Raw genomic sequence first — 25,052 nt, forward strand, 5'->3', positions numbered from 1 at the left:
CTAAGGATAATAATGTAATCAACTTTACATATACAGAAGATGCACCTGTACAAACAGTTGATACATCTGCTGTTGCAAATAAGGTTATCTCATTAGTAAATAATTACAGAACTGCTAACAGTTTATCAGAACTAAATGTTGATAGTAATTTAACCGCAGGAGCTGTAGCACGTTCCCTCACTGAAAAGGGACACGTTGACGCCAGTGGTGACATCAACTCCGCTAACCATGATGAGTTTATGGCTCAAACTCAAGCAAACTTGAAACAATACGGTTCAACTAATATGGCAGAAAATTTGGCTGTCACAAATGGTTCAACTGCTGATGAAGTAGCTCAAAACTTGGTTAATCAATGGAAGGAATCACCAGAACATAATGCTACTATGTTAGACAAAGGTATGACTGACATTGGTGTAGGTGTACAACAACTTGAAAATGGTATGTTTGTAGGTATTCAAGACTTTGGTGGAAAAGCCACGACAGCCAATTGGGATACAAGCAGATTTAATACCACAACGGCTGACACATTTGGTTTAACTACAGACCAAATTAAAGACCAATTTGTCAAGAACAGTGGCTATAACTTAGGTACTAACTACTATGTATCAGACCATATCTTTAAAACAAAGAATGATTATTTAAACTTTTTGAATGCAGGATTTGATAATCCAGACCCACTAGAAGGTTCAATTTGGGACTCAGTAGGTGCTAGTGGTAAAGCCACAGGTATGTTAGTCTATGATGGTAAGGGTAACGCTGTAGGTTGGGGTCTATGTTTGATGGAAATGGACGAACCAGTTTCAACATACACAGATCAAGGTTTAACAACATGGATTAAATAATCCAACAAATTAACGTTAAGTAGATGATTATTAGAAGAAGGGTTGACCGTAAGGTCAGCTCTTTTTCTTTATAAAAGAATCTCTTTTCCGTTGTGACTTTCTTCTTATTAGTCTGATATCTGCGGTAAGTTGAAATAATTGTAAGTAGAGTGTAGTTAATTTGATATACTAAGGGTACTTTGTTACAGGTTAGTTATTATTTACAAAATAATCTTAAAATGACTACGGAGGCAATGGGTTTGGAAAATGAAGATATTAAATTAAAAGCAGAACCTAAATTGATAAAAGAACTCACCGATGAAGAAGACAACTTTAAGGGTATTTCTTTAGCAGAGTTTAGAAAATCACACAGTCGAAGCTAATTTAAGGACACATTAATTCTTTGAGAATATAAAAAGGATTATGTTAAAAAGTACAATGATACTGAATTTTGAATGTAAACTATTGAACAAGTCTTGGTTGTGTTTTGAATAAGCTGACTACAATAAATGATCCAGATAAAGGGAACTGACCTAAGGTTAGTTCCTTTTTGTTTGATAAAATTTTAAAAGCATCGTGAATGATATAAAAATTCTTTGTGGTGTGAAATGCTTCTATATAAGGTGTGGTTAAATCGATAGCTAATATTTTACTTAAGGCACTTGATAGTTTACGTAACAATCATTACAAGAGCTTTTAAGTATAATTATTTTCAGTTGATTGAAAGAGTTTTAAGAAAGCTGAAGAGGTTTATTATGATGGTTAATCAAAATGATTTAACATATTACAACGGCCCGTGTGCAATAATATAATTTAAAATCGGATAATCGATCAATGCAAAGAACACAATTAGTAAACCAAGTGATATAAAGACTCTTACATAATGGATAGAATAGCTTAGAAATACCACATTAAAGATAAGAGAACTTTCAAGCAGATTGCCAATAAGAATTTGACTGATATAAGTGACAGAGAAAAACTCAGATGAAAATGATGATAGTAAGTAGAGATTGTTGTTAAGTATCTAACGTTTCAATGATGATAGTATTGATCACAAAGTTGTTTTTGCTTTGGAGTCTGTACTATCTCACTAGTATGTTTGTGGGGTTGCCATGGAAAATTAAAATATCTCCATGATACCCAAAAATTAGCTTGAAATTATTTATATTTTTGTGTATAGTAGAACGTGCATGCGGGTATGGCGGAATTGGCAGACGCGCAAGACTAAGGATCTTGTGGAGAATTATCTCCGTGGAAGTTCGAATCTTCTTACCCGCATCACTAGAGTAGTTAGACATTTTTGTCTAGCTGCTTTTTTTTGTTTCGGGAAAATTCCGTCATCTATAACAATGATTTTTGTGCATCTGCAAGTATTATTGAAAAATATTTTCTTTTTGAATTAATTGTTAATGTTATTGGAATATATCTTTTAATCTGGTGGTATAGTATTATTGATAAATATCATAACGATAGATGGGAGTGTGTTGCCATTGTTTCTTGGATCAATTATCTATAATAAAAGACGAGAAATGAATTTAACTCAAATTGAGTTAGCTAACGACATTTGTACTCAAAATACGATCAGTAAAATTGAGAAGCATAATATTGCACCAACAGTGAATATCTTGATCAAGATTTGTTTGAAATTGGATTTAACATTGAATGATGTGTTCAGTGATTTTTCAAGTAATTCTTCTGCCAAACAGGATAGTATTCTAGATGCAATCGAACAAGATATTTTACTTCAAAGAAACATTGATGTTCAGGATCGATTGTCATTGTTAGAAGGTAAACTCAATAATAATGACATGAAACAATATGAATTGATCAATGGCATGTTGGCTTACAAGAATCATAATTTTGACGCCTCACTGTTTACTTTGGATAAGGTTTTGCAATATACCAAGTCATCTAAAGATGACGTCTATACTTTCCTTGCATACTTGTTCAAGGGCTTAGACTATGTTGCTCAAAAGCATTACGATCGTGCTCAGTATTATTTTGAAATGATTGATAATTCAATTGATGAGGACTCACGGATCTCAAATGCTAGTGATCTGGAGATTCTCTTCATTTGCAAGACTTTAGCCAAAGCATACAATGATATGAAGTCGTATCAGAGGTCTTACGAGTTCAGTCAATGCGGCTTAAATTTTGCGCAAAGAAAGCATGTTTCTTATTTCTTAGACGACTTGAACTATCAGTTATCGGTCGCAATTAAAAATGATCAAGACCGCACAGAAGATTACAATGATTATTACAACTTGGCACTTTACTTGGCTAAGTTCAATCAGAATGATTTATTACTCGCCGAGATGAAAAAATAAATTTTACTAGAAAAAACGCCGTTATATAAAAATAACGACGTTTTTTTGTTGTGATATTTTTAATAAGCTGACAAATCATAAAACATGTTTAAACATGATATACTTGACACAGTCTAAGGAGACTAAGGAAGTATTTTAAATGAAAAGACGATTTTTAGTAGTGATTTTAACTATTCTACTGGGCGTTGGGCTTTCATTAGTACCTATCCAAAGTGTCGAGGCTAAGTCCGTAACTAGCGGATACTTTGTTGATGTTAGTGCAAATCCCGCCAAAATCTATGATGCGGCAGGACATGCGACAGGTGAATCCGAACCACTTAACAGTTGTTGGTACCTTGGGAGGACAGCAACCATTAATGGTCAAGACTTTTACCAAATCGCTACGAACGAATATTTAAGTTCAAGCGATAGTTTTATTTACCGTAATAGACCAGAAGTGATCAGAGTCGAAACTGATGAAGATGTGCCAGTTTATGATCACAACTTCGTTGAAAGTGACAAGGTTGCTTTGGCTCCAGGTACATACTGGTACTCAGATACTGTGATTACTACATCAGAGGGCATGCCATTTGTTCGGGTGGCTCCTGATGAATACGTAGGAATGTGGAATGTGATTCAACAATCATTTACAGAATAATAATACTAGTTTTTAAGAGGGGCAATTAAAAAAATTGCGCCTCTTTTATGATTTAAGGAAAAGGTTTACAAAAGTAGATAGCGCCAATGTTCATAGTATTTTGAGCGTTTTTGAGATAATTAATATGTAAAGATTCACATAATTAATTAATCATTTTTTTCAAATTACTGTTGAAATTTACGCAGAATCTCGGTAATATAAGGGTGCTTATAAAATGCCAGAGTTAGAAATATAAGCAAATGTGTGAATTATTAAAAATTCTTGTATGTAAGAATCAGCTTTTGTGTACGCTATTTTTATGCCAAAAAATAGCTGCCGGGATTTTTTGCCAAAAAAAATATATATAGAGGTTATTTGTTATGAAAAAATCTATTTTGCTCCTTGTTTGTGCTCTTTTAGGAACTGGAAGTGCAGTTGCCACTGCCGCTAGTTCTGTAACTAATGTATCAGCAGAGTCTGTTACTAAGGCTGGAGTTTTTGCCGAAGTAAGTTCTGATGAAGCTCAGCTTTACGATCAAAACGGTAATAAAACCAATGTTGCTTTAGATAAGAATTCAACTTGGAAAGTTGCCAAAACACAAAATGTTAATGGAACTGACTTTTATCAAGTTTCGACTAACGGTTATTTAAGTGCTAAGGATGGATTCAAATACAAAAACCGTCGAATGACTATAAAAGTACAGTCACTCGACGGTTCTGATAAAAATGTAAGTGTGTATGATCATAATTTAGTTGAGAGAAGTGATGTTCAGCTATCCCCAGACAGCAAATGGGCTACTGATACTGTCATCAATTACTCCAACGGTGTACCTTTTGTACGAGTTGCTCCAGATGAGTACGTTGCCATGTACGATGTTGTGGAACAATCATTTAGTGCTACTGTCTAATTAACTTTTAATCTTGTGTGTGAATTACTAGTAGATATCCTTGGTATGCCGACCGCCGATATCTCTTGTATATATCAACTTTTATGTACACTGCCAAATGTACTTAAAAATCTATTTAATATATATGAGGTCTTTCTTTAATACAGTTAATAGTGTACTCCCGTTTAAAACAAAATTTGATTCACATTTTGTAAAAAGTGTTTTCCTAATGTGGAATAAAAACTATGGATGTTAAAAATCCATAGTTTTTTTTATACAGCTAAACCGCTGGAATCATAATAGGACGCTTACATACACTATGAATAAAGGATTTAAAAAAAGAAAAAAGCCAGTCATTTAAGCGTTGAAATGACTGACTTCATAGGATTTACTTACTTTCCTTAGCTTTAATCAACTTAACCTTTTCTAAGATTTGTTTATCAAAAGCCTTCATGTAAGCATCGTGAGTTGCAAATTTTTTACCTTGTATTTTTCGTAAAGCGTCGCTCCAATCGTAGTAGTTAATTGGAACCATATTGCGATCTTTGTTGGCTACATATAGCTCAGCAAAGTTGTTATCGCTTTGAATAGGAGCGGTCAACCAGATATATTTAGTATCTTTATATTGTAAGAAATATTGAGTGTTACGCTTGACGTTATTTTGGTAAGTTGAATATTGAACCTGCATATCAAAAGTCTTTCCATAATTATGAGCTAGTGCGTCAAATCTTAATCCCACGCCTAATAATACCAATGCCAAGACGGGTAGGAGATATTTTTGATAAGAGTCCAGTAGAATATCGATATTAATTATCGCAATCGTGCCAAAGAACATATAAGTGGCAAACATACATCTTGAACCGAATGGAGATACAACGATAAATGGAGCAATAACGACATAACCAGAAAGTAATAAAGCAAAATTAGCTAATTTCAATTTAGGATTGTCTATTTTTAGCGAATAAATTACGACGATTATGGTAAAGATTATGATGGCAATGCCTAGGATAATCAAATGCTTAGGTGTGAACATCAAGCGCATATAATTAAACATGGTATCTGATGATGAGGAGCCCTTTAATGATCGATAGGAGTCTCTACCAAATAATATTTTGATATAAGCACCATTGATAAACATTAGGACGGCACCGATAAAGTTACCGATTAGAGCTAAACTCATGATTTTTTTAAATTTATCACTGAAATGGTTACGCAAGAATAATAATATCAAAATGCCATTGAAAACATTTAAAACGGTGACATGTTCAGCAAAGAACTGAGCAAAGATCGAGGCAAAGAATATTAAGTAAATACTAGTTCGGTAATATTCAACGTCTTGATTATCGTAATTTTTAAGTACCAGATAGAGAACAAATAGTGGATAAACGACTGATGGGACATAGTTTGCGAACCCAGCATGCCAACCTAGAATTTGTTGAAAAATAATTTTGGGCATCAATAAGATAAAGAGTCCAGCTAAAGCGGAAGATAATAACCCAATCGATTTAGTTGGTTTGATTTGATCACGAATCTTTTGAATCAAGAAAACAATCAAGGTCATAAATGTTCCATAACCTAAAAATGCTAGCGGTTTGATTTTGGTGATGGCAATAACTAAAAGATCACCTAAGTAGCGGCCATCATATTTTAGAAAAATTCCTTGAGGAAAGTAATTGCTACCGAAATAAGTACCCCAGTGCAGATCGTCACCTAGTAGTGGCATCCACAAGCCGATCAGACCGAAAATTATAAAAATAATAAAATAAAAACTAAGCTTTGTTGTTCTTCTCATTTGAAAACCTCATTTTTGTATTCTTTAATAGGATATAATTATCTGTCTTTTCAAGCAATGAAAAATCTTATCTTGCCACTAAATATATGAAATTGATAAAATATTTACATAGATAATAGTGAATGTTAGTATAATCACTGTAAACGATTACAGAAAAAGGTGAGGATTTCATGAAAAAAACGCGGGTCATTAACTCAGACATTTCACGTGTGATTGCCCAAATGGGTCATTTTGATACTTTGGGAATTGGTGATGCTGGAATGCCAGTACCAAGCAAGACAGAAAAAATTGATTTGGCAGTGGAAGCTGGCTTACCAAGTTTTATTCAAGTGTTGGAAAATGTCTTGAGTGAACTACAAGTTCAAAAGGTTTATCTGGCTGAAGAAATTAAGGTACAAAACCCTAAACAATTGGCTGCAGTTAAAAAAGCTGTTGGAGATACACCGATTGAATTTATTCCTCACGAGGAAATGAAAAAAGATTTAAACGATACTAAAGCATTTATTAGAACGGGTGAGGAAACACCTTACTCAAATATTTTACTTGAAAGTGGAGTTGTTTTTTAGAGGATTTTTTATGAAAAAAATTGTTGTTTTAGGTTCAATCAATGTTGATACGATTTTAAATATTACCCGCTTGCCATTACCAGGTGAGACGATGGCTATGCATGAACGTTCTAATGCTGGCGGTGGAAAAGGTGCTAATCAAGCAATTGCCGCAGTACGTGCCGGAGCTGAAACATCCTTTATTGCTAAGATCGGTCAGGATAATGCCGCTGATTTTATGTTGGATACGTTTAAAGAAGACGGCTTGAATATCGAACATGTTACACGGGATCAAAAAGCTGGAACGGGTCAAGCTTATATCTTATTGGATGAAAATGGTCAAAATAGTATTTTGATTTATGGTGGTGCTAATCAAGCAATTACGACTGATGATGTTAAGGCTGCTAGTGCTTCGATTGCTGATGCTGATTGCTTGATCACAGAGTTTGAAACTCCACTTGCTGCTTCAACGGAAGCTTTCAAGATTGCCAAAGAAAATAATGTTTTGACAATTTTGAATCCGGCTCCTGCTAAAAAGGACATCCCTGAAGAATTGTTGCAGTTGACCGATATCATCGTACCTAATGAAACAGAAGCTGAAGCTATTACCGGTATTAAAGTTACAGACGAACCTTCCATGGTTGCAGCAGCAAATAAGTTGCACACGATGGGAGTAAAGAATGTAATAATTACTGTTGGCTCAAATGGGTCTTTCTATTCAATGAATAAAAAGACTGGTTTTGTTAAAGCTTATAAAGTTCAAACAGTTGATACAACCGCTGCTGGAGATACTTTTATTGGTTATCTGGCTTCAAAACTAAATGAAGATTTGAGTAACGTTGAAGAGGCAATGAAATTTGCAAGTAAAGCATCTTCAATTACAGTGCAAACAAAAGGTGCTCAAAATTCTATCCCTCATGTGAGAGATGTTGAGATTTAAGTATTTGTAAAAGAAACTTTACGCTAAGTAGATTGAATTAATTGCCCAAGCATGGTAATATAATAGTTGTATTTTTGAATGGTGAATGGTTCGAATGGTTTGAATGTTTCGTATTTTAGACTTTCTTCCATGAAGTACCACGAAATAATGCACAAAAAATTTTTATTTATCAGGAGGAATAGTCTGATGGAACACGGAACAGTTAAATGGTTTAACGCAGAAAAAGGCTATGGTTTTATTACACGCGAAGATGGTAGTGACGTATTTGTTCACTTCTCAGCAATCCAAGGTGACGGTTACAAGACACTTGAAGAAGGTCAAGCTGTAACATTCGATATCGAAGATTCAGATCGTGGCCCACAAGCTTCAAACGTTGTTAAGGACTAATTAATAAACTTTGAGCAAAAAGCTAATCCGAAAGGGTTAGCTTTTTTTAGTCCCTACAAATAAATCTTTACCTAAACTTTACAAGAAATATACGTTGATAGTTTAAAATCAATTGTTATTGAGTGAGTTTGGAGAAAGCGAATGCAAATAAATTGGCGAAGAAATTTTCGGATCCTGTGGTTCGGCAGTTTAATAACAGATATGGGCAATGCAATGACATTGCCTTTTATTGTCCTTTATATCAATACTTTGGGACATTTCAATAAAGCAGAGTTGAATCTGTTAGGAGCAGCGGCCTTTTCTTTGACATATTTCAGCAAGGCTTTAGTTTCGCCTCTGTGGGGTCGTCTAGCTGACATCAAAGGGAGAAAGTTGATGTGCTTGCGAGCCTCAGGCGTGATGACAATAACTATCTTTATGATTGGCCTATCGCCGAATGTTTGGTTCTTGCTCTTCTTTCGAGCTTTACAAGGAGTGTTTTCCGGTTATATCAACAATGCTAATGCCTTAATGTCGGTCTCTGCACCAACGGACATTCGAGGTCGGGTAATGAGCAAATTAGTGACTGGCAGTATTACCGGAACTTTGGTGGGGCCTTTGCTGGGAGGATTTTTGGCGACTTCTGTGGGCTATCGAGGAGCTTTCTTTTTAACTAGTAGTTTGATGGCATTAGTCTTTTTTACAACTTGGTTAGGTGTCAAAGAAGATTTTCAACCCATTTCTCCCAAACAATTACCACCAGCCTTACCGCTGATGAAAGTAATTGGCTGGCCGTTCTTTATTGCCTTATTTTGGTCGCTACTGGCCATTCAAGCAACTACTAATGCAATTACACCTATGCTCAGTTTATTGGTCAAGGAGATGGATTCTAACGCTCAAAACGTGATTCTCATGACAGGAATAGTATCTGCGGCTCCAGGTTTAGCTACGATTTTCATGGCCGGATTGATTGGTCGTTTGATCGATTGGCTGGGGAGTTTAAGGAGCATGTTGATTTTTTTGTTCTTGGCAATTATTTGCCTAGCTTTAAGCAGTTTGGTTCAAAATATTTGGGAATTGATTTGTCTGCGGTTCATATTAGGGATTTCCGATGCGGCTTTGATTCCATCCATACAAGTTCTAACTGTACAAAATGTACCGAAACAAATTTTTGGACGGATTTTCAGTTATAATCAATCGGCACAGTCATTTGGCAATGTTTTGGGGCCAATGATAGCCGCTCAGGTCGCCACAGTTTTTGGTTATAAGAGCATCTTCTTATTCTCTGCATCCTTAGAACTTTTAGCGCTAGTAACGTGGATCTATTACGCTAAAAAAGCTCAACTTAAGTTAAATTTTTGATAACTTAAGCAATTGTTTAAATTCTTTTTTATATCACGAAAAATTCAAGTATATCGTCTATAATAAAAATTAATAAACGTACAGAGGATAAATTAATTGCCACAAAAAAGGAAGTATTCCAGTCGTCGAACTACCCGGCGACGTTCAAGCAAAAAAAATAATCAAACAACTATCATTTTAGTAGCGATTCTGGCAGTCTTTGTTCTAAGCTTTTTTGGATACAAGTATTATCTTCAAACCCAAAAGGAGAACCAGGTCGTAGTCGTTCAACAAGAACACAATGCCTTTATCAAAAAGATTGCCCCCTATGCAGTTACTTTAGGAAAGCAGTACGGAGTTTTACCTAGCATTACCATTGCTCAAGCAATCTTAGAGAGTAATTGGGGTACTAGTAGCCTCGCTAGTCAGTACAACAACTATTTTGGTATCAAGGGTGAAGATCCTGCCAACACTAAGGTTTTGCAGACAAAAGAGTATACCAACGGTCAGTGGATAACGATCAATGGTCGTTTCCGGGTTTATTCGGATTTTCGTGAATCAATGAAAGATCATACTCAATTGTTAGTTAATGGAACCTCTTGGAATTCGCAACAATATAAGCAAGTTTTGCAATCTAAGGATTATATTGACGCAGCGGTAGCTTTGCAAGCTGATGGATATGCGACCGATCCTGGTTACACAAGTAAAATTATTCGGATTATACAGAAATATAATTTGAAAAAGTATGATCAGGGTATCAAGTAAAAATCAAAGTATGATAGACTCTAATTATTCTATTGTAAATGTGGGGAGAATGTAATGAAGGAATTGGAAGAAAGAATTAAAACAGACGGCCGAGTTTTAGGCAAAGATGTGCTTAAAGTTGACAGCTTTTTGAATCATCAAGTCGATCCAATGTTGATGGAACGAATGGGTGAAGAATTTTACAACCATTTTAAAGATTCAGGTATTAATAAGATCTTAACGGTTGAATCTTCAGGAATCGCTCCAGCAGTCATGACAGGCTTGAAGTTTCAAGTACCAGTCGTATTTGCAAGAAAGCACAAATCAGTCACATTGAGTGATGATCTTTATACATCAGAAGTTTATTCATTTACAAAGAAGACTTCAAATCATATCAGTATTGCTAAAAAATATTTGTCAAGCGATGATAAAGTTTTGATCATTGATGATTTCCTAGCTAATGGTCAAGCTGTTAATGGTTTGAACACGATTATTGAAGATGCAGGCGCAACTTTAGCCGGTATCGGGATCGTGATTGAAAAATCATTCCAAAAAGGTCGTCAAATGATCGATAAATCAGGTATTCCTATTTATTCATTGGCAAAGATCAAAGCGTTTGAAGATGGTCAAGTTGTTTTTGAAGAAGAGGACGATTAGTAATAAGAAGGTGGAGTTATGACTTTTATTGCGCCTGGTAAGACTTTAGGCATTATTGGCGGTGGCAGTGAAACTTATATTTTTGAATTGGAAGCTAAGAGAATGGGATTCCGTACCATGCTTTTGACTGATGAAGAGAATGATATTGCGACTCAAGCAGCCGATAGTTTTTTAGTCGGACAACTGGAAAACATCGAAAATCTAAATGAATTGGGCCATAGAAGTGACCTGCTTTTGTATATGAATGAGGACTTTGACAGCGAACTTTTGCAACAATTGGCCAAGAATTTCAATGTTGCTCAAGGGGCTGACTTGTTGTCAATCGTTCAAGACCGTTATATTGAAAGAACTTTTCTCAATGATTTGAACATCAATGTACCACCGTTCTTCTCGATCGTGACGGTCGATGACATCAAAAAAGCGGTTGAAGAGATTGGTTTTCCTTGTATTTTGAAACCAATTCAGAAAAATCAGTCGGTCTTGAATCGTCATATTCTTTATAACGAAACTGATGTTGAACGAATGCAAAAGTTGCTCTTAGACGGAACTTATATTCTTGAGGCTTGGATCGATACTCAAAAAGAATATTCCGTCATGGTTAGCAAAAGTAAAGATGGCAAGATCCATACTTTTCCAATGATCAAGGAAATTTATGATGGACACCATCTGATGAGTTCCTACATTTATAAGAAAAATGATCCCGATGTAGAAGCTGAAATGCAGCGTGTAGCCTTGTTAGTAGCTGAAAAAATTAAATATGTTGGTATCTTTGGCATTGGTTTTATCTTGTCACAGTCTGGCGTATTGTATGTTAAACGGATTTTCCCCGGAATTAATTATTCAGCGAATGTTTATCAAGTAGCGACGGGTATTTCACAATTTGAATTACATATCAGAGCGATTTGTGACTGGCCGATCCCAGAGATTTTTCCAATGGTCAATGCGGCTACCTTAAAGATCATTGAAGGTAACTTGCCACAGAGCTTGGATCTACTCCAGGAGAAGGCTCAGTGGAAATTTAATTATTACACTGGTTTTAAAGCTAAGAATCAAGCCGATCGAGATGTCGGTTATATTTCCGTTTTCTCAGATGACGTCGAAGAGTTAAAGAATGATATCTTAACAACAAAAATTTGGAGAGTAGAATAATTCATGATTGATAGATATGTAACTGAACAAATGAAACCAATTTGGACTGACCAAAACAGATTTCAAGCTTGGCTAGAAGTCGAAATTGCTGCAGTTGAAGGCTGGAGCAAAGAAGGAGAAATTCCGGCTGAAGATGCTAAGTTAATTGCTCAAAACGCTAAGTTTAATGTTTCCGAGATCGCTGAAATCGAAAAACAAACTAAACATGACGTAGTTGCTTTTACAAGAGATGTTTCTCGTTACCTTGGACCTGAAAAGAAATGGGTTCACTTTGGCTTAACTTCAACTGATGTTGTTGATACAGCCTATGGTTATTTGATGAAACAAGCAAATGATATTATTCGTGAAGATTTAAATGAATTTCTCAAAGTAGTTGGCGAAAAGGCCTTAGAATACAAAGATACAGTTATGATCGGTAGAACTCATGGTGTTCATGCTGAACCAACAACTTTTGGGTTAGTTTTGGCTAACTGGTACTCTGAAATCAAACGTGATATTGAACGTTTCGACCATGCTGCTAAAGGGGTTGAAGCTGGTAAAATTAGTGGTGCAGTTGGTAGTTACGCCAATGTGCCAACTAGTGTGGAAAAATTTGTTTGCGATAAATTAGGTATCCGCGCCCAAGAAATTTCCACTCAAGTTTTACCAAGAGACCTCCATGCTGAATATATCCAAACGATGGCTTTGATTGCTACATCAATTGAACGATTCGCCTTAGAAGTTCGCCACTTACAAAGAACTGAAGTCCGTGAAGCTGAAGAATATTTTGCTGCCGGCCAAAAAGGCTCATCAGCAATGCCTCACAAACGTAATCCTATCGGTTCAGAAAACGTTACAGGATTGGCTAGAGTCATTAGAGGACATGCTTTCACAGCTTTGGAAGATGTACCATTGTGGCATGAAAGAGATATTTCACACAGTTCAGCTGAACGAGTAATTATTCCTGATACGACTGAATTGCTGGATTATATCTTACGCAGATTTACTAAGATCACTAAAGACCTTACTGTTTTCCCTGATAAGATGTTAGAAGATATGAACATTACTCACGGCTTGATCTTCTCACAAAGAGTCTTGTTGAAACTAGTTGAAGCTGGTTATTCAAGAGAACAAGCTTACGATATTGTGCAACCAATGACTGCAAAGGCTTGGGACGAAAAGAAAGACTTCCGAACAATGTTGGAAAATGATTCACGCGTAACTGACAAACTTTCAGATGCTGACTTAGATGATGCATTTGATTATCATTGGCATTTACGTAATGTTGATGAGATTTTTAAACGAGTTGGTTTGGAATAGTTTTTTCCGAATGGCTCTGAGACTTTTCACTACCGTCTTGGTTTAAAACATTAATTTATTTAGATATTGAAATGAACTGATATTAATCGGTTTGTTTCAATATTTTTTTGTTTTTATTGGAAGATGAAGTGAATGGAATCGGTGCGCCAGTTATCTTTACTCAAGCATTATGAAATAACGTTGTTTGTCTTTCGCTCTAACCACAAAAATTTGCTACAATATAAACAGCTATTTTTAAGTACAACTAAAACTTTTTACACGAAGATTTGAGGGATTTTTAAATTGGACGATACTATGTTAAAAGGTCTTAACCCTGAGCAACAGGCTGCGGTTAAGGCTACTGAAGGACCATTATTGATCATGGCCGGTGCCGGTTCTGGTAAAACTCGAGTTCTAACTCATCGAGTGGCCTATTTGATCGAAGAAAAAAATGTTATGCCTTGGCATGTTCTAGCAATTACTTTTACTAATAAAGCTGCTAAGGAAATGAAAGAAAGAATTGGCAAGTTGCTTGATGAATCGGCCAATGATGTCTGGGTTTCAACTTTCCACTCTCTTTGTGTAAGAATTTTAAGAAGAGATATTGATAAAATGGGAAAGCCCAAGACTTTCACGATTGCTGACCCTAGTGAACAAAGAACACTCATGAAACAAATTTTGACCCGGATGAATCTTGACCCTAAGCGTTATGATCCGCGGGCAATTTTAGCCACGATCAGCAACGCCAAGAACGAATTGCAAACGCCAGCTGAATATGCAAAAGTAGCGGCTTCACCATTTGAACAAACTGTTGCCAGTGTTTATGATGCTTATGCTAAAGAGATGGACCGAAATAATTCACTTGATTTTGATGATTTGATCATGCAAACGAGTGCTTTATTCGACCAATGTCCTGACGTTTTGGAAAAGTATCAAGAAAAATTTCAATATATCCACGTGGATGAATATCAAGATACTAATGAGGCTCAATACAAATTAGTTAAACAATTAGGTACAAAGTATCGTAATGTTTGTGTAGTTGGGGATGCTGATCAGAGTATTTATGGTTGGCGTGGTGCCAATATTCAAAATATTATGAATTTTGAGAAAGATTATCCTGAAGCTACGACTATCAAATTGGAACAAAATTATCGGTCAACTAAGACAATTTTGAAGGCTGCCAATGAAGTTATTAATAATAACGGTAATCGTAAGCCTAAAGAATTGTGGACTGATAATAAAGAAGGCGACAAGATCAAGTTTTATCGTGGTCAAAATGAGTCTGATGAAGCCTTGTATGTTGTCGATCAAATTAAGAATTTACTACTAAAAGGTTTCAACTATGGTGATTTTGCAGTACTCTATCGAACTAATGCGCAATCACGTACTTTTGAAGAGAAATTGATGCAAGCCAATATGCCTTATAAGATTATTGGTGGTCATAAGTTCTACGATCGTAAAGAAATCAAGGATATTCTGGCTTATCTTCGCTTAATCGCTAACCACGATGATTCGATGAGTTTTCAACGAGTTATCAACAGTCCTAAGCGTGGTATCGGACCTGGTACGATCGAAAAATTACAAGCATATGCTGACGAACACAATTGGTCATTATTAGAAGCCGCTGAAAATATTGAATTGTCACCATTGGGAGCTCGTCCCCGTAAAACAATTGGTGAATTTGCTAAAGTAATCGACGATTTGACTAAGTTGTCAGAAAATCAATCGATGACAATTTTGATGGATCATTTGTTGGAAGATTCAGGCTATGTTGAGGACTTAAAGCAGCAAAATAACTTGGAATCACAAGCTCGTGTTGAGAATATCGAAGAATTGCTAACCGTTACAACGCAATTTGACCAAGGCTATGAACCTGATCCTGAAGTTGATGAGACACGTTTAACGACTTTCTTAACTGAATTATCTTTAGTCAGTGATCAAGATGAGATTGAAGAAGATCAGCAAGAAGTTACTCTGATGACCTTGCATGCCGCTAAAGGTCTAGAGTTTCCAGTCGTCTTTCTGGTAGGAATGGAAGAAGGAATTTTCCCACTAGGCCGCTCCTTGATGAAAGAAGACGATTTGGAAGAAGAACGCCGTTTGGCCTATGTTGGTATTACCCGGGCAGAAAAACGACTTTACTTGACTAACGCAACTAGCCGGATGCTCTATGGTCGTTTGCAAAATAATCCAACTTCTCGCTTTGTGGAAGAGATTCAAGATGATGCTATCGAGCCAGTCAACAGTAATGCTGGCAATACTGGTCGGCCAAGTGAACGAAGCCTACCATTTAGTAAGCGTCGGCGCATGGCAGGTACTACCGCATCATTCCAATCTCCAACCTTAAAAGCTAAAGGTGCTTCTGGTGCGGAAAAATTGCATTGGAATGTTGGCGATAAGGTCGAACATAAGAAGTGGGGCCAAGGTACAGTCGTTAAAGTCAACGGAGAAGGTCAAAATGCTGAATTAGATGTTGCCTTCAAGAGCGAAGGTGTCAAACGTCTATTGGCTGAATATGCACCAATTAAAAAAGTTACTGAATAAATAAGAGGTGAGATCATGGCAGACTTAACCAAAGCACAAGCTCAAACAGAATTAGCAAAAATTCGTCCTCAATTGAATGAGTGGCGAGATGCTTATTACACTAAAGATGCTCCCGTTGTGGAAGATAATGTTTATGATCAATTGTATAATCGTTTGTTAGCTCTTGAACAAGAGTATCCTGATTTGGTTACTCCTGATTCACCTTCGCAACAAGTTGGAGATGTAACGCTCCCAGATTTTAACAAAGTCACTCATGATATTCCCATGCTTTCCATGGGAGATGTTTTTTCTGAAGCAGAATTAACTGAATTTAACGACCGAATTGAAAAAAATGTTGGACATGAGGTCGATTATAATGTTGAATTAAAAATTGATGGTTTATCTTTATCATTAATTTATGAAAATGGTATCTTAGTTCAAGGATCCACTCGTGGTAATGGGACAATCGGCGAGAATGTCACCGAAAATGTTAAAACAATCAAAGATATTCCCCAGAAATTAAGTCGGCCACTTTCGTTTGAAGTACGTGGCGAGTGCTTCATGTCTAAGAAAGAATTCTTACGTTTGAATCAGGAACGTGAAAATGAAGGTCAACAAGTATTTGCTAATCCAAGAAATGCCGCTGCCGGTAGTTTAAGACAATTGGATCCGAAAATCACAGCTTCACGTAAGCTGGATACCTTCATGTACACGATCGTAACTTTTGACGATTTAAATGTCACCACTCAACATGAGGCCCTAGAGACTTTAAAAGAACTCGGATTCAATGTTAATCCAACAGCTCAAGTTACGACCGGCTTAGAAGGTGTGCAAGACTTCATCGAACATTTCGGTCAGATCCGTGACGATCTTGACTATGGTATCGATGGCGTGGTTTTGAAGGTCAATGATTTAGCTATTCAGCGTGAACTGGGTAACACCGTTAAGGTTCCTCGTTGGGAAATTGCTTATAAATTTCCGCCTGAACAAGCCGAGTCGATCGTTCGTGATATCACGTGGACAATCGGTCGGACGGGAGTTTTAACCCCCACAGCAGTGATGGACCCGGTTCAATTAGCTGGGACGACAGTTTCAAGAGCAACCTTGCACAATGAAGATATGATCCGTCAAAAAGATATTCGAGTTGGCGATACAGTTTTGTTGCATAAAGCTGGCGATATTATTCCGGAAGTTTCACAAGTAGTTTTGGGTAAACGTCCGGATGATTCAGTCCCTGCAGAAATACCAACCCATTGTCCATACTGTGGATCAGAATTGATCCATTTGGAAGATGAAGTAGCATTAAGATGTATCAATCCTAAGTGTCCAGCTCAAGTTAAAGAGCAATTGACGCATTTTGCTTCTAGAAATGCCATGAATATTGACGGCTTGGGACCTAAGATCATCGAACAACTTTATACGAAGAAGTTAGTTCAAGATGTAGCCGATATTTATAAACTGACAGCTGATGATTTAGCCACTTTAGACGGTTTCAAAGAAAAATCGATCAATAATTTGTTGACCGCTATTGATAATTCTAAAAGCAATTCAGTTGAACGATTGATTTTTGGCCTTGGAATTAGACATGTTGGTGCGAAGGCTGGTCGAATTTTGGCGGAACACTTTGGAAGTTTGGATAATTTGATGTCTGCAAATAAAGAAGAAATTCTTGAAGTCAATACTATGGGTGAGATAATTGCAGATAGTATTGTGACTTATTTTGCCAATGATGATGTTAAAAAGTTGATTAATGAACTAAAATCAGTAAATATTAATATGAATTTTATTAGTAGTTCGAATTCTAATGAAACAAACAGTCACTTTACTGATAAAATAATTGTTATAACCGGTACCTTGCAAAATTATAAACGTTCAGAATTGGCCGAGATCCTTGAAAATCTCGGTGCTAAGGTTACTAATTCGGTCACCAAGAAGACTGATATTTTGATTGCTGGCCAAAAAGCCGGTAGCAAATTGACTAAAGCTCAACAATTGGGAACGCAGATTATTGATGAAACAACATTATCCGATTATTTAGATAATGCCAAAGAGTAGGAGAAAAGTTTTGAAAAAATTCTTAAAAACTACATCGTTATTGCTAATGTGCTCGTTGTTATTAGCTGCCTGTGGTAATTTACAAAGTTCTAGTTTATCTTCTGGCGGTAGCGACTCATCGAAGAGTTCCGTTCAAACAACATCCGCATCAGATTCTAGTAATTATGATGTTTTATTAAGTGGTGGAAAATATAAAACCAGTCCTATTTCAGGAATCACTGCAGCTGATAATTCCAATCAGTTCAACAGTCGAAGTTTTGAAAGTGGTTTGATGTCTTTGTCGAGAAAACAATTCTCAACAAATTCATATGTTTTCCAAGAAGGTCAAGTCTTGTCTGCTAGCACGGTCACCGATTGGTTAGGACGTAAGTCCAGCAAGAACCCAAGTGGTTTGAATCCAAAATCGAATGGTTCAACTGATGCTAACAAACGAACACCGATGTATTTCCAACAAATGCTTGAAGAAGATTATCTTCAAAAACAAGATGGTAAATATAAATTGGCTGGAATGTCGATTGGGATTGCTTTAAATAAAATCGATTATTATCAAAAGAAGCAGTATGGAGCCACTTATAAGACGACTATCTCAGCCGAAGAACGTAAGGCTCAAGGTGAGAGAATTGCCAAAGAAGTTGTTAAAAGATTGCGTAAAGATAGTAAGGTAGGGAATATTCCTATCGTAGTTGGACTGTATACAGTCGCTCCTGAAGACACTTTGGTTGGGGGAACTTATTTCCAATATGCAGTTAGCAAGAGTGGCGACTTAGGTTCTTGGAGTACCTTGGATTATCAAAACCAGATGTTGCCAACAGTTAACGGCGATTCAGCCATCAACAGTAGCGATTCTGATGCCTTTGCTAACTTTAAAGACCATATCCAAAATTACTTCCCTAACTTGTCGGGTGTGACAGCACAAGCTCACTATGACGGGTCAAACTTGAAGTCGATGGATATTACAATCAATACCCAATTCGACGGCTTGGCTCAAGTGATGAGTTTCACTCAGTTCGTACAGACAAGTGCTCAGAAGTACTTGCCATCTGGAGCTGATCTGGATATCAATATTCAAACCGTTGATTCGCAACAAGCTGTTGTTACAAGAACAAACGGTAAGTTCAATTCTCACGTTTATAATGCAGATTAAAGAGGAGAAATAAATGATTTCAAAAGAAGAAATTTTACACGTTGCCACTTTGGCTAATTTGAAATTTGGCGAAGATGAAGTTGATAGTTTTGTTAAGCAATTAGACAAGATCGTCAGCATGGAAAGTAATCTTTCATCAGTTGATACGACTGGTGTAGAGCCAACATATAATATGGGTGACACTAAGACTGTCTTCCGTGAAGATGAGGGTATCCGTACACAAACGAGAGAACAAATGTTGGAAAACGTTCCCGAAGTTGATAATAACCTTATCAAAGTACCAACGATCGTTGACAAGGAGGATGACGAATAGTGGACATCAAAAAAGAGACAATTGCTTCTTTGCATGAGAAGTTAGTCAACAAAGAAATAACGGCCCAAGCTTTGACCGATCAAGCTTTAACAAGTGTAAAAGATAATGAAAAGAAGCTAAATACTTTCATTACTGTCAATGACAAGGCACAAGAAGCTGCTAAAAAAGTTGATGCTGAGGGAATCAATGGACCATTAGCTGGGATGCCAATTGGTATCAAGGATAATATCGTTACTAATGGTTTGAAGACTACTGCTGCTAGCAAGATCCTTTACAATTTCATGCCAGTTTACAATGCAACTGTTATGGATAAATTAGAGGCTGCTGGAGCAATCAACGTTGGTAAGACTAACTTGGATGAGTTTGCTATGGGTTCATCTACAGAAACATCTTATTATGGAACTTCTGTTAATCCTTGGGACTTCAGTCGTGTTCCCGGTGGTTCATCTGGTGGTTCAGCTGCTGCAGTTGCTGCGGGTGAAGTTATCGCCGCTTTAGGTACTGATACTGGTGGTTCAATTAGACAACCAGCTGCTTTCAATGGTATTTTTGGTATCAAGCCAACTTATGGTCGTGTTTCTCGTTGGGGTGTAATTGCCTTTGCTTCAAGTCTTGATCAAGTCGGTGTCATGTCAAAACGTGTTGAAGATTCAGCGGCTGTTTTATCAGTAATTGCTGGTCATGATGATCATGATTCAACTAGTTCAACTAAAGAAGTTCCTGATTACCGTGCTAACTTGAATAAAGATATGCACGGGGTTAAAATTGCTGTTCCTAAGGAATTTTGGAATGAGGGGACTCATCCGGAAGTCTTAGACAACGTCAATAAAGCTTTGGAAGCTTACAAGAAGATGGGTGCGACTGTAGACGAAGTAAGTTTGCCTGCTTTGAAGCATGCTGTTGAAGTTTATTATGTTTTAGCATCTAGTGAAGCTTCATCGAACCTTCAAAGATATGATGGCGTTAGATACGGTTTTCGCGCTAAAGACGTTAAGAATATTAAAGACTTATTCGTAAACTCAAGATCAGAAGGTTTTGGCGATGAAGTTAAACGTCGGATCATGTTAGGTACTTTTGCCTTATCTGCTGGTGCTTACGATGCCTACTTCAAGAAAGCTGCTGAAGTAAGAACACTTTTCATCCAAGAAATGAACGATGTCTTAAAAGATCACGACTTAATTATGGGACCATCAACTACAACACCAGCCTTTAAGATCGGTGAAAAAGTTGACGATCCATTGGCAATGTACATGAATGATATCTTGACGATCCCTGCCAACTTGGCTGGTCTGCCTGCTGCTTCAGTGCCTGCTGGCTTAGCTGATGGACTTCCAATTGGTCTACAGATCATTGGTAAACCATTTGCTGAACAAGATGTCTTCAATGCGGCCTATGCTTTGCAAGAAGAAAATAAATTCTATGAACAAATACCAACTGCACTTAAGGGGGAAGACTAATGAATTTTGAAACAACTATCGGACTTGAAGTCCACGTTGAGTTAAAGACTAAGTCCAAGATGTATAGTCCAACACCCGTTGCTTATGGTGCTGAATCTAATATCAATACCAACGTTATTGATTTTGGTTTTCCTGGAACATTACCAACTGTAAATAAAAATGCTTATCGACTTGGTATCATGGTTGGATTAGCCTTGAATGCTCAAATTGAAAACCACACTCACTTTGATCGTAAGAACTACTTCTACCCAGATAATCCTAAAGCTTACCAAATTACCCAACAAGACAAGCCATTGGGTCACGATGGTTATGTTGAAATTGAAGTTGATGGCAAAAAGAAAAAGATTGGTATCGAAGAACTTCACGTCGAAGAAGATGCTGGTAAGAATACCCACGGCAATAATGGTTATTCTTATGTCGATTTGAACCGTCAAGGAACACCTTTGATTGAAATTGTTTCTAAAGCTGATATGAAGTCTCCTGAAGAAGCTTACCAATATTTGGAAAATTTACGGAAGATCATTCAGTTTACTGGGGCATCTGATGTTAAGATGGAAGAAGGTTCAATGCGTGTTGATACCAATATTTCTATCCGTCCTGTAGGTTCAGATACATACGGAACTAAAGTCGAATTAAAGAACTTGAACTCATTTAATCACGTTAAATTAGGTTTGGCCTATGAAGAAAAGCGTCAAGCTGCTATCCTTAAACAAGGTAAGACAATTGGCCAAGAGACGAGACGTTTTGATGAGAAGACTGGTGAAACATTCCTAATGCGTGTTAAATCTGGAGCTGACGATTATCGTTACTTCCCAGAGCCAGATCTACCTGATTATGATATTGCTCCAGAATGGGTCGCTGAAATTCAAGCTAACTTACCTGAATCAGCTGCTGACAGAAGAAAACGTTATATCAATGAATTAGGTATTCCTGAATACGATGCTGGCGTTTTGACGGATACAAAGGAAATGTCAGATTTCTTTGACGAAGCAGTCGGTTTTGATGCTAATCCAAAACTAGTTTCTAACTGGTTGATGGGTGAAGTTAATGCTTATCTGAACGAAAATAAAATGGACTTGCTTGAAACAAAATTGACACCTGAACATTTAGCTAAGATGATCAATTTGATTTCAAACGGAACTATTTCTTCTAAGATTGCTAAGAAGGTCTTCCAAGAAACAATCAGTAATGGAACAGAACCTGAGGAATGGGTTAAGTCTAAAGGACTTGTCCAAGAATCTGATCCAGCTGTCTTGAAACCAATTATTTTAGAAATATTAGATAATAATCAACAATCAATCGATGACTTTAAGAATGGTAAAGATCGTGCTGTTGGCTACTTAGTTGGTCAAATCATGAAACAAACTCACGGTCAAGCTAATCCCAAAGTTGTTAATAAGATTTTGATGGCAGAGTTAAAGAGTCGTTAGTGAGGGAAAGATATGCGTGCTAGACTTATTTATAATCCAACTTCAGGCCATGAGACCATGAACAGTAATGTTGGAGACATTTTGAATATTATTGAAAAAGCTGGTTATGAGGCTAGTGCTTATCGAACCACTCCGAAGAAAAACTCAGCCAAAGATGAGGCCAGAAGAGTTGCTAAAGAAGGCTTTGAATTAGTTGTGGCAGCTGGTGGTGACGGGACGATCAATGAGGTCGTTAACGGAATAGCTGATTTGGACAAACGCCCAGAGTTAGCTATTATTCCTGCTGGTACAACGAATGATTATGCCAGAGCTTTGAAGATTCCACGTGATGATGTCGTTGAGGCAGCCAAAGTAATCCTGAAAGGGCAGAAGTTACCAGTCGATATTGGTCAAGCAGGTTCTAAGTACTTCATCAATATTGCTGGTGGCGGGTCAATGACTGAATTGACATATGAAGTGCCTTCAGCTTATAAATCCATTTTGGGTTACTTAGCTTATCTGGTGAAAGGTGCTGAAATGTTGCCTCGAATCAGTCCAATTGATATGCACATCGAATATGATCAAGGTGTATTTGATGGTAAAGCCACAATGTTTCTGATCGGTTTAACCAATTCGATCGGTGGAATGGAACAGATTGCTCCAAACTCCGTGATTGGTGATGGAACTTTTTCGTTGATCATCGTCAAAGAGACTAATTTACGTGATCTTGTTCATTTGATTGCTTTAGTCTTAAATGGTGGACGTCACGTTTACAATCCTAAAGTTATTTACACTAAGACTAAGAAGATCAGTGTCAAAGCTAATGACAATAATCGGGTCATGGTCAACTTGGATGGTGAATATGGTGGGGATGCACCAATGGAATTTATCAATTTGCATAATCATCTCAATATTTATGCTAATGTTGATTCCATTCCACTAAAGGCAATCGATAGCCCAACTTTGAGTGAAAAGGATGCGGGCGAAAAGATCATCGAAGAAGAGAAGAATCTCGATAGTAAGAAAGAACAAACAACAGAAGATAAATAAAAAAGAATTAGGGAGTGGATCAATTTTTGAACACTTCTTTTTTCTATGTATAGGTGAAAAATGGAAAAACCAAATTTGAAGAAGAACCAAGAATTAGAATTGACAATTGAAGATCTGTCATATGAAGGTAAAGGTGTCGCCAAAGTTGATGATTTTACACTCTTTGTTGACAATGCTTTACCAGGCGAAAAAGTTAAAGCTGTGATTACACGAGTAAATAAAAACTTTGGCTTTGCCAGAACTCTATCTGTTTTGAAGGAATCTCCTGACCGTGTCCACGACATTGATGCTGTCTATGCACAAACAGGGATTGCTCCTTTAAGCCATTTAAAATATGACAAACAGTTGGAATTTAAACACGATCAAGTGGTGACAGATTTCAACAAGATTGGTCTGAAAGATGTTGTGGTCAATCAAACTCTAGGAATGGAATCACCATTCAATTATCGAAACAAAGCTCAAGTACCAGTTCGCCAAATCAATGGCAAATTGACTACTGGATTTTATCGTCGCCGCTCACATGAATTAGTGCCAATGGAAAACTTCTTAATTCAAGATCCAAAGATCGATGCTGAAATTATCCGTGTGCGTGACATTTTGAGAAAATATAATGTTCGTGGCTTCGATGAGGAAAATCAAAAGGGACAAATCAGAACCATCATGGTGCGCCGAGCTTACTTTACTGGTGAAATGATGATCGTTTTGGTTTCTCGTACCCCTGATATTTCACACTACAAAGACATTACGAACGAAATTTTGGCTAACCCTGAAGTTAAGTCACTATTTTTGAATATTAATTCCAAAAATACTAATGTTATCTTTGGGCAGAAGATGACATTATTGGGTGGCAAGAAGTATATTGACGATGAGATTTTGGGTCATAAATATCGGATTTCGCCAAGATCGTTCTATCAAGTCAATCCAGTTCAAACACAAAACTTGTATCAACTTGCAATCGATAAAGCTGAGTTAACCGGTAAAGAAAATGTCGTGGATGCATACTCAGGTATTGGTACAATTGGATTGTCTTTAGCTAATAAAGCTAAACATGTCACTGGTATTGAAGTTATTGAAGATGCGGTTAAGGATGCTGATCAAAACGCTAAATTGAACAACATCACTAATACTGACTTCGTTGTCGGTAAGACCGAAGATGTCTTGGACGAATGGGCTAAAAATGACGTTTCAGTCGATGTTCTAATGGTCGATCCTCCTCGTAAGGGCTTGGCTAGTTCTTTGATTGATTCTTTGAAGAACATCAAACCAAAGAAAATCGTTTATATCAGTTGTAATCCTGCAACATTAGCTCGTGACTTGTCGTTATTGAACGATATGTATGAAATTGGTGACGTTACTCCAGTTGATATGTTCCCAATGACAAATCATATCGAGTGTGTGACACAACTTAAATTGAAATAAGGGTCATAAGATGAAATTAATTTTAGGAATTGGTGCTATATTACTTGGAATTTGGCAGATTTATATTTCTAAACAGTATTTTAACAATATTCGCCAGCAATCAAGTCCGGTGATCTTTGCTTTAATAGCCTTGATCTTCAGTTTGATTTTTGGAGTATTCTTATTGATTTTTGGTGTACAAACATTATTTACTTTATAAGATAACTAAAAAGACTTCCT

General features: G+C 36.8%; 23 protein-coding genes and 1 tRNA gene. 23 read left to right on the forward strand and 1 reads right to left on the reverse strand.

Translation table 11 applies throughout. From position 1 onward, the window contains the following. From ACG72T_RS11955 to ACG72T_RS11980, 6 genes are all read left to right on the forward strand, one after another. Positions 1-842, forward strand: an 842-nt coding sequence (locus ACG72T_RS11955; protein ID WP_395266359.1) for a CAP domain-containing protein, incomplete at its 5' end; no start/stop codon positions are given. A 239-nt stretch (positions 843-1,081) separates the two neighbouring features. Beyond that, positions 1,082-1,204 carry a hypothetical protein gene (locus ACG72T_RS11960; protein ID WP_395266360.1) on the forward strand — a complete coding sequence of 41 codons (123 nt, stop codon included), beginning with the start codon at positions 1,082-1,084 and terminating at the stop codon, positions 1,202-1,204. Between the two features lie 809 nt (positions 1,205-2,013). Further along, positions 2,014-2,099 (forward strand) — tRNA-Leu (locus ACG72T_RS11965). Positions 2,100-2,302: 203 nt separating this feature from the next. Beyond that, positions 2,303-3,148 carry a helix-turn-helix domain-containing protein gene (locus ACG72T_RS11970; protein WP_395266397.1) on the forward strand — a complete coding sequence of 282 codons (846 nt, stop codon included), beginning with the start codon at positions 2,303-2,305 and terminating at the stop codon, positions 3,146-3,148. A 139-nt stretch (positions 3,149-3,287) separates the two neighbouring features. Next, positions 3,288-3,785: an SLAP domain-containing protein gene (locus tag ACG72T_RS11975; RefSeq protein WP_395266361.1), complete on the forward strand. Its 498-nt coding sequence runs from the start codon at positions 3,288-3,290 to the stop codon at positions 3,783-3,785. A gap of 359 nt (positions 3,786-4,144) precedes the next feature. Further along, complete coding sequence (locus ACG72T_RS11980; RefSeq protein ID WP_395266363.1) at positions 4,145-4,672, forward strand: SLAP domain-containing protein; 528 nt, start codon at positions 4,145-4,147, stop codon at positions 4,670-4,672. A gap of 367 nt (positions 4,673-5,039) precedes the next feature. On the opposite strand, the gene ACG72T_RS11985 is transcribed toward ACG72T_RS11980, so the two are convergent. Next, positions 5,040-6,443, reverse strand: coding sequence for a hypothetical protein (locus ACG72T_RS11985; protein ID WP_395266365.1), 1,404 nt, complete (start codon positions 6,441-6,443; stop codon positions 5,040-5,042). A gap of 170 nt (positions 6,444-6,613) precedes the next feature. Between ACG72T_RS11985 and rbsD the strand changes: the two genes are divergently transcribed. The 17 genes from rbsD (at position 6,614) to ACG72T_RS12070 (ending at position 25,032) form a co-directional block, all read left to right on the forward strand. Then, positions 6,614-7,009 carry a D-ribose pyranase gene (gene rbsD / locus ACG72T_RS11990; RefSeq protein ID WP_395266367.1) on the forward strand — a complete coding sequence of 132 codons (396 nt, stop codon included), beginning with the start codon at positions 6,614-6,616 and terminating at the stop codon, positions 7,007-7,009. A 10-nt stretch (positions 7,010-7,019) separates the two neighbouring features. Next, positions 7,020-7,928 carry a ribokinase gene (rbsK, locus tag ACG72T_RS11995; protein ID WP_395266369.1) on the forward strand — a complete coding sequence of 303 codons (909 nt, stop codon included), beginning with the start codon at positions 7,020-7,022 and terminating at the stop codon, positions 7,926-7,928. Positions 7,929-8,114: 186 nt separating this feature from the next. After that, a complete protein-coding gene (locus tag ACG72T_RS12000) occupies positions 8,115-8,315 on the forward strand; it encodes a cold-shock protein (RefSeq protein WP_010020786.1) in 201 nt (66 codons plus the stop codon). 141 nt (positions 8,316-8,456) lie between these two features. After that, positions 8,457-9,656, forward strand: coding sequence for an MFS transporter (locus ACG72T_RS12005; RefSeq protein ID WP_395266371.1), 1,200 nt, complete (start codon positions 8,457-8,459; stop codon positions 9,654-9,656). A 96-nt stretch (positions 9,657-9,752) separates the two neighbouring features. Continuing rightward, a complete protein-coding gene (locus tag ACG72T_RS12010; protein ID WP_395266373.1) occupies positions 9,753-10,400 on the forward strand; it encodes a glycoside hydrolase family 73 protein in 648 nt (215 codons plus the stop codon). Between the two features lie 54 nt (positions 10,401-10,454). After that, positions 10,455-11,036, forward strand: coding sequence for a xanthine phosphoribosyltransferase (locus ACG72T_RS12015; protein WP_395266375.1), 582 nt, complete (start codon positions 10,455-10,457; stop codon positions 11,034-11,036). 18 nt (positions 11,037-11,054) lie between these two features. Further along, positions 11,055-12,185: an ATP-grasp domain-containing protein gene (locus ACG72T_RS12020; RefSeq protein ID WP_395266377.1), complete on the forward strand. Its 1,131-nt coding sequence runs from the start codon at positions 11,055-11,057 to the stop codon at positions 12,183-12,185. Positions 12,186-12,188: 3 nt separating this feature from the next. Beyond that, positions 12,189-13,484 carry an adenylosuccinate lyase gene (gene purB, locus ACG72T_RS12025; protein ID WP_395266378.1) on the forward strand — a complete coding sequence of 432 codons (1,296 nt, stop codon included), beginning with the start codon at positions 12,189-12,191 and terminating at the stop codon, positions 13,482-13,484. 294 nt (positions 13,485-13,778) lie between these two features. Next, positions 13,779-16,007 carry a DNA helicase PcrA gene (pcrA, locus tag ACG72T_RS12030; protein WP_395266399.1) on the forward strand — a complete coding sequence of 743 codons (2,229 nt, stop codon included), beginning with the start codon at positions 13,779-13,781 and terminating at the stop codon, positions 16,005-16,007. Between the two features lie 15 nt (positions 16,008-16,022). Beyond that, positions 16,023-18,041 carry an NAD-dependent DNA ligase LigA gene (ligA, locus tag ACG72T_RS12035; RefSeq protein WP_395266380.1) on the forward strand — a complete coding sequence of 673 codons (2,019 nt, stop codon included), beginning with the start codon at positions 16,023-16,025 and terminating at the stop codon, positions 18,039-18,041. 10 nt (positions 18,042-18,051) lie between these two features. After that, positions 18,052-19,185, forward strand: a complete 1,134-nt coding sequence (locus tag ACG72T_RS12040) for a CamS family sex pheromone protein (protein WP_395266382.1) — start codon at positions 18,052-18,054, stop codon at positions 19,183-19,185. A gap of 13 nt (positions 19,186-19,198) precedes the next feature. Then, positions 19,199-19,498, forward strand: coding sequence for an Asp-tRNA(Asn)/Glu-tRNA(Gln) amidotransferase subunit GatC (gene gatC, locus ACG72T_RS12045; RefSeq protein ID WP_395266384.1), 300 nt, complete (start codon positions 19,199-19,201; stop codon positions 19,496-19,498). Beyond that, positions 19,498-20,955: an Asp-tRNA(Asn)/Glu-tRNA(Gln) amidotransferase subunit GatA gene (gatA, locus tag ACG72T_RS12050; RefSeq protein ID WP_395266386.1), complete on the forward strand. Its 1,458-nt coding sequence runs from the start codon at positions 19,498-19,500 to the stop codon at positions 20,953-20,955. Before gatC ends, gatA begins: the two co-directional genes overlap by 1 nt. Then, positions 20,955-22,385 (forward strand): Asp-tRNA(Asn)/Glu-tRNA(Gln) amidotransferase subunit GatB, encoded by a 1,431-nt coding sequence (gene gatB / locus ACG72T_RS12055; RefSeq protein ID WP_395266388.1) that lies wholly within the window; start codon positions 20,955-20,957, stop codon positions 22,383-22,385. Before gatA ends, gatB begins: the two co-directional genes overlap by 1 nt. A gap of 12 nt (positions 22,386-22,397) precedes the next feature. Next, on the forward strand, positions 22,398-23,414 hold the full coding sequence (locus ACG72T_RS12060) for a diacylglycerol kinase (RefSeq protein WP_395266390.1): 1,017 nt from the start codon (positions 22,398-22,400) through the stop codon (positions 23,412-23,414). 60 nt (positions 23,415-23,474) lie between these two features. Continuing rightward, the gene (gene rlmD / locus ACG72T_RS12065) at positions 23,475-24,833 is read left to right on the forward strand and encodes a 23S rRNA (uracil(1939)-C(5))-methyltransferase RlmD (RefSeq protein WP_395266392.1); all 1,359 of its coding nucleotides are present in this window, start codon (positions 23,475-23,477) and stop codon (positions 24,831-24,833) included. 10 nt (positions 24,834-24,843) lie between these two features. Continuing rightward, positions 24,844-25,032: a hypothetical protein gene (locus ACG72T_RS12070; protein ID WP_395266395.1), complete on the forward strand. Its 189-nt coding sequence runs from the start codon at positions 24,844-24,846 to the stop codon at positions 25,030-25,032. Positions 25,033-25,052 lie beyond the last annotated feature (20 nt).

Origin of the sequence: Companilactobacillus sp. FL22-1, from assembly GCF_043951805.1 — a bacterium.
GTDB lineage: Bacteria > Bacillota > Bacilli > Lactobacillales > Lactobacillaceae > Companilactobacillus.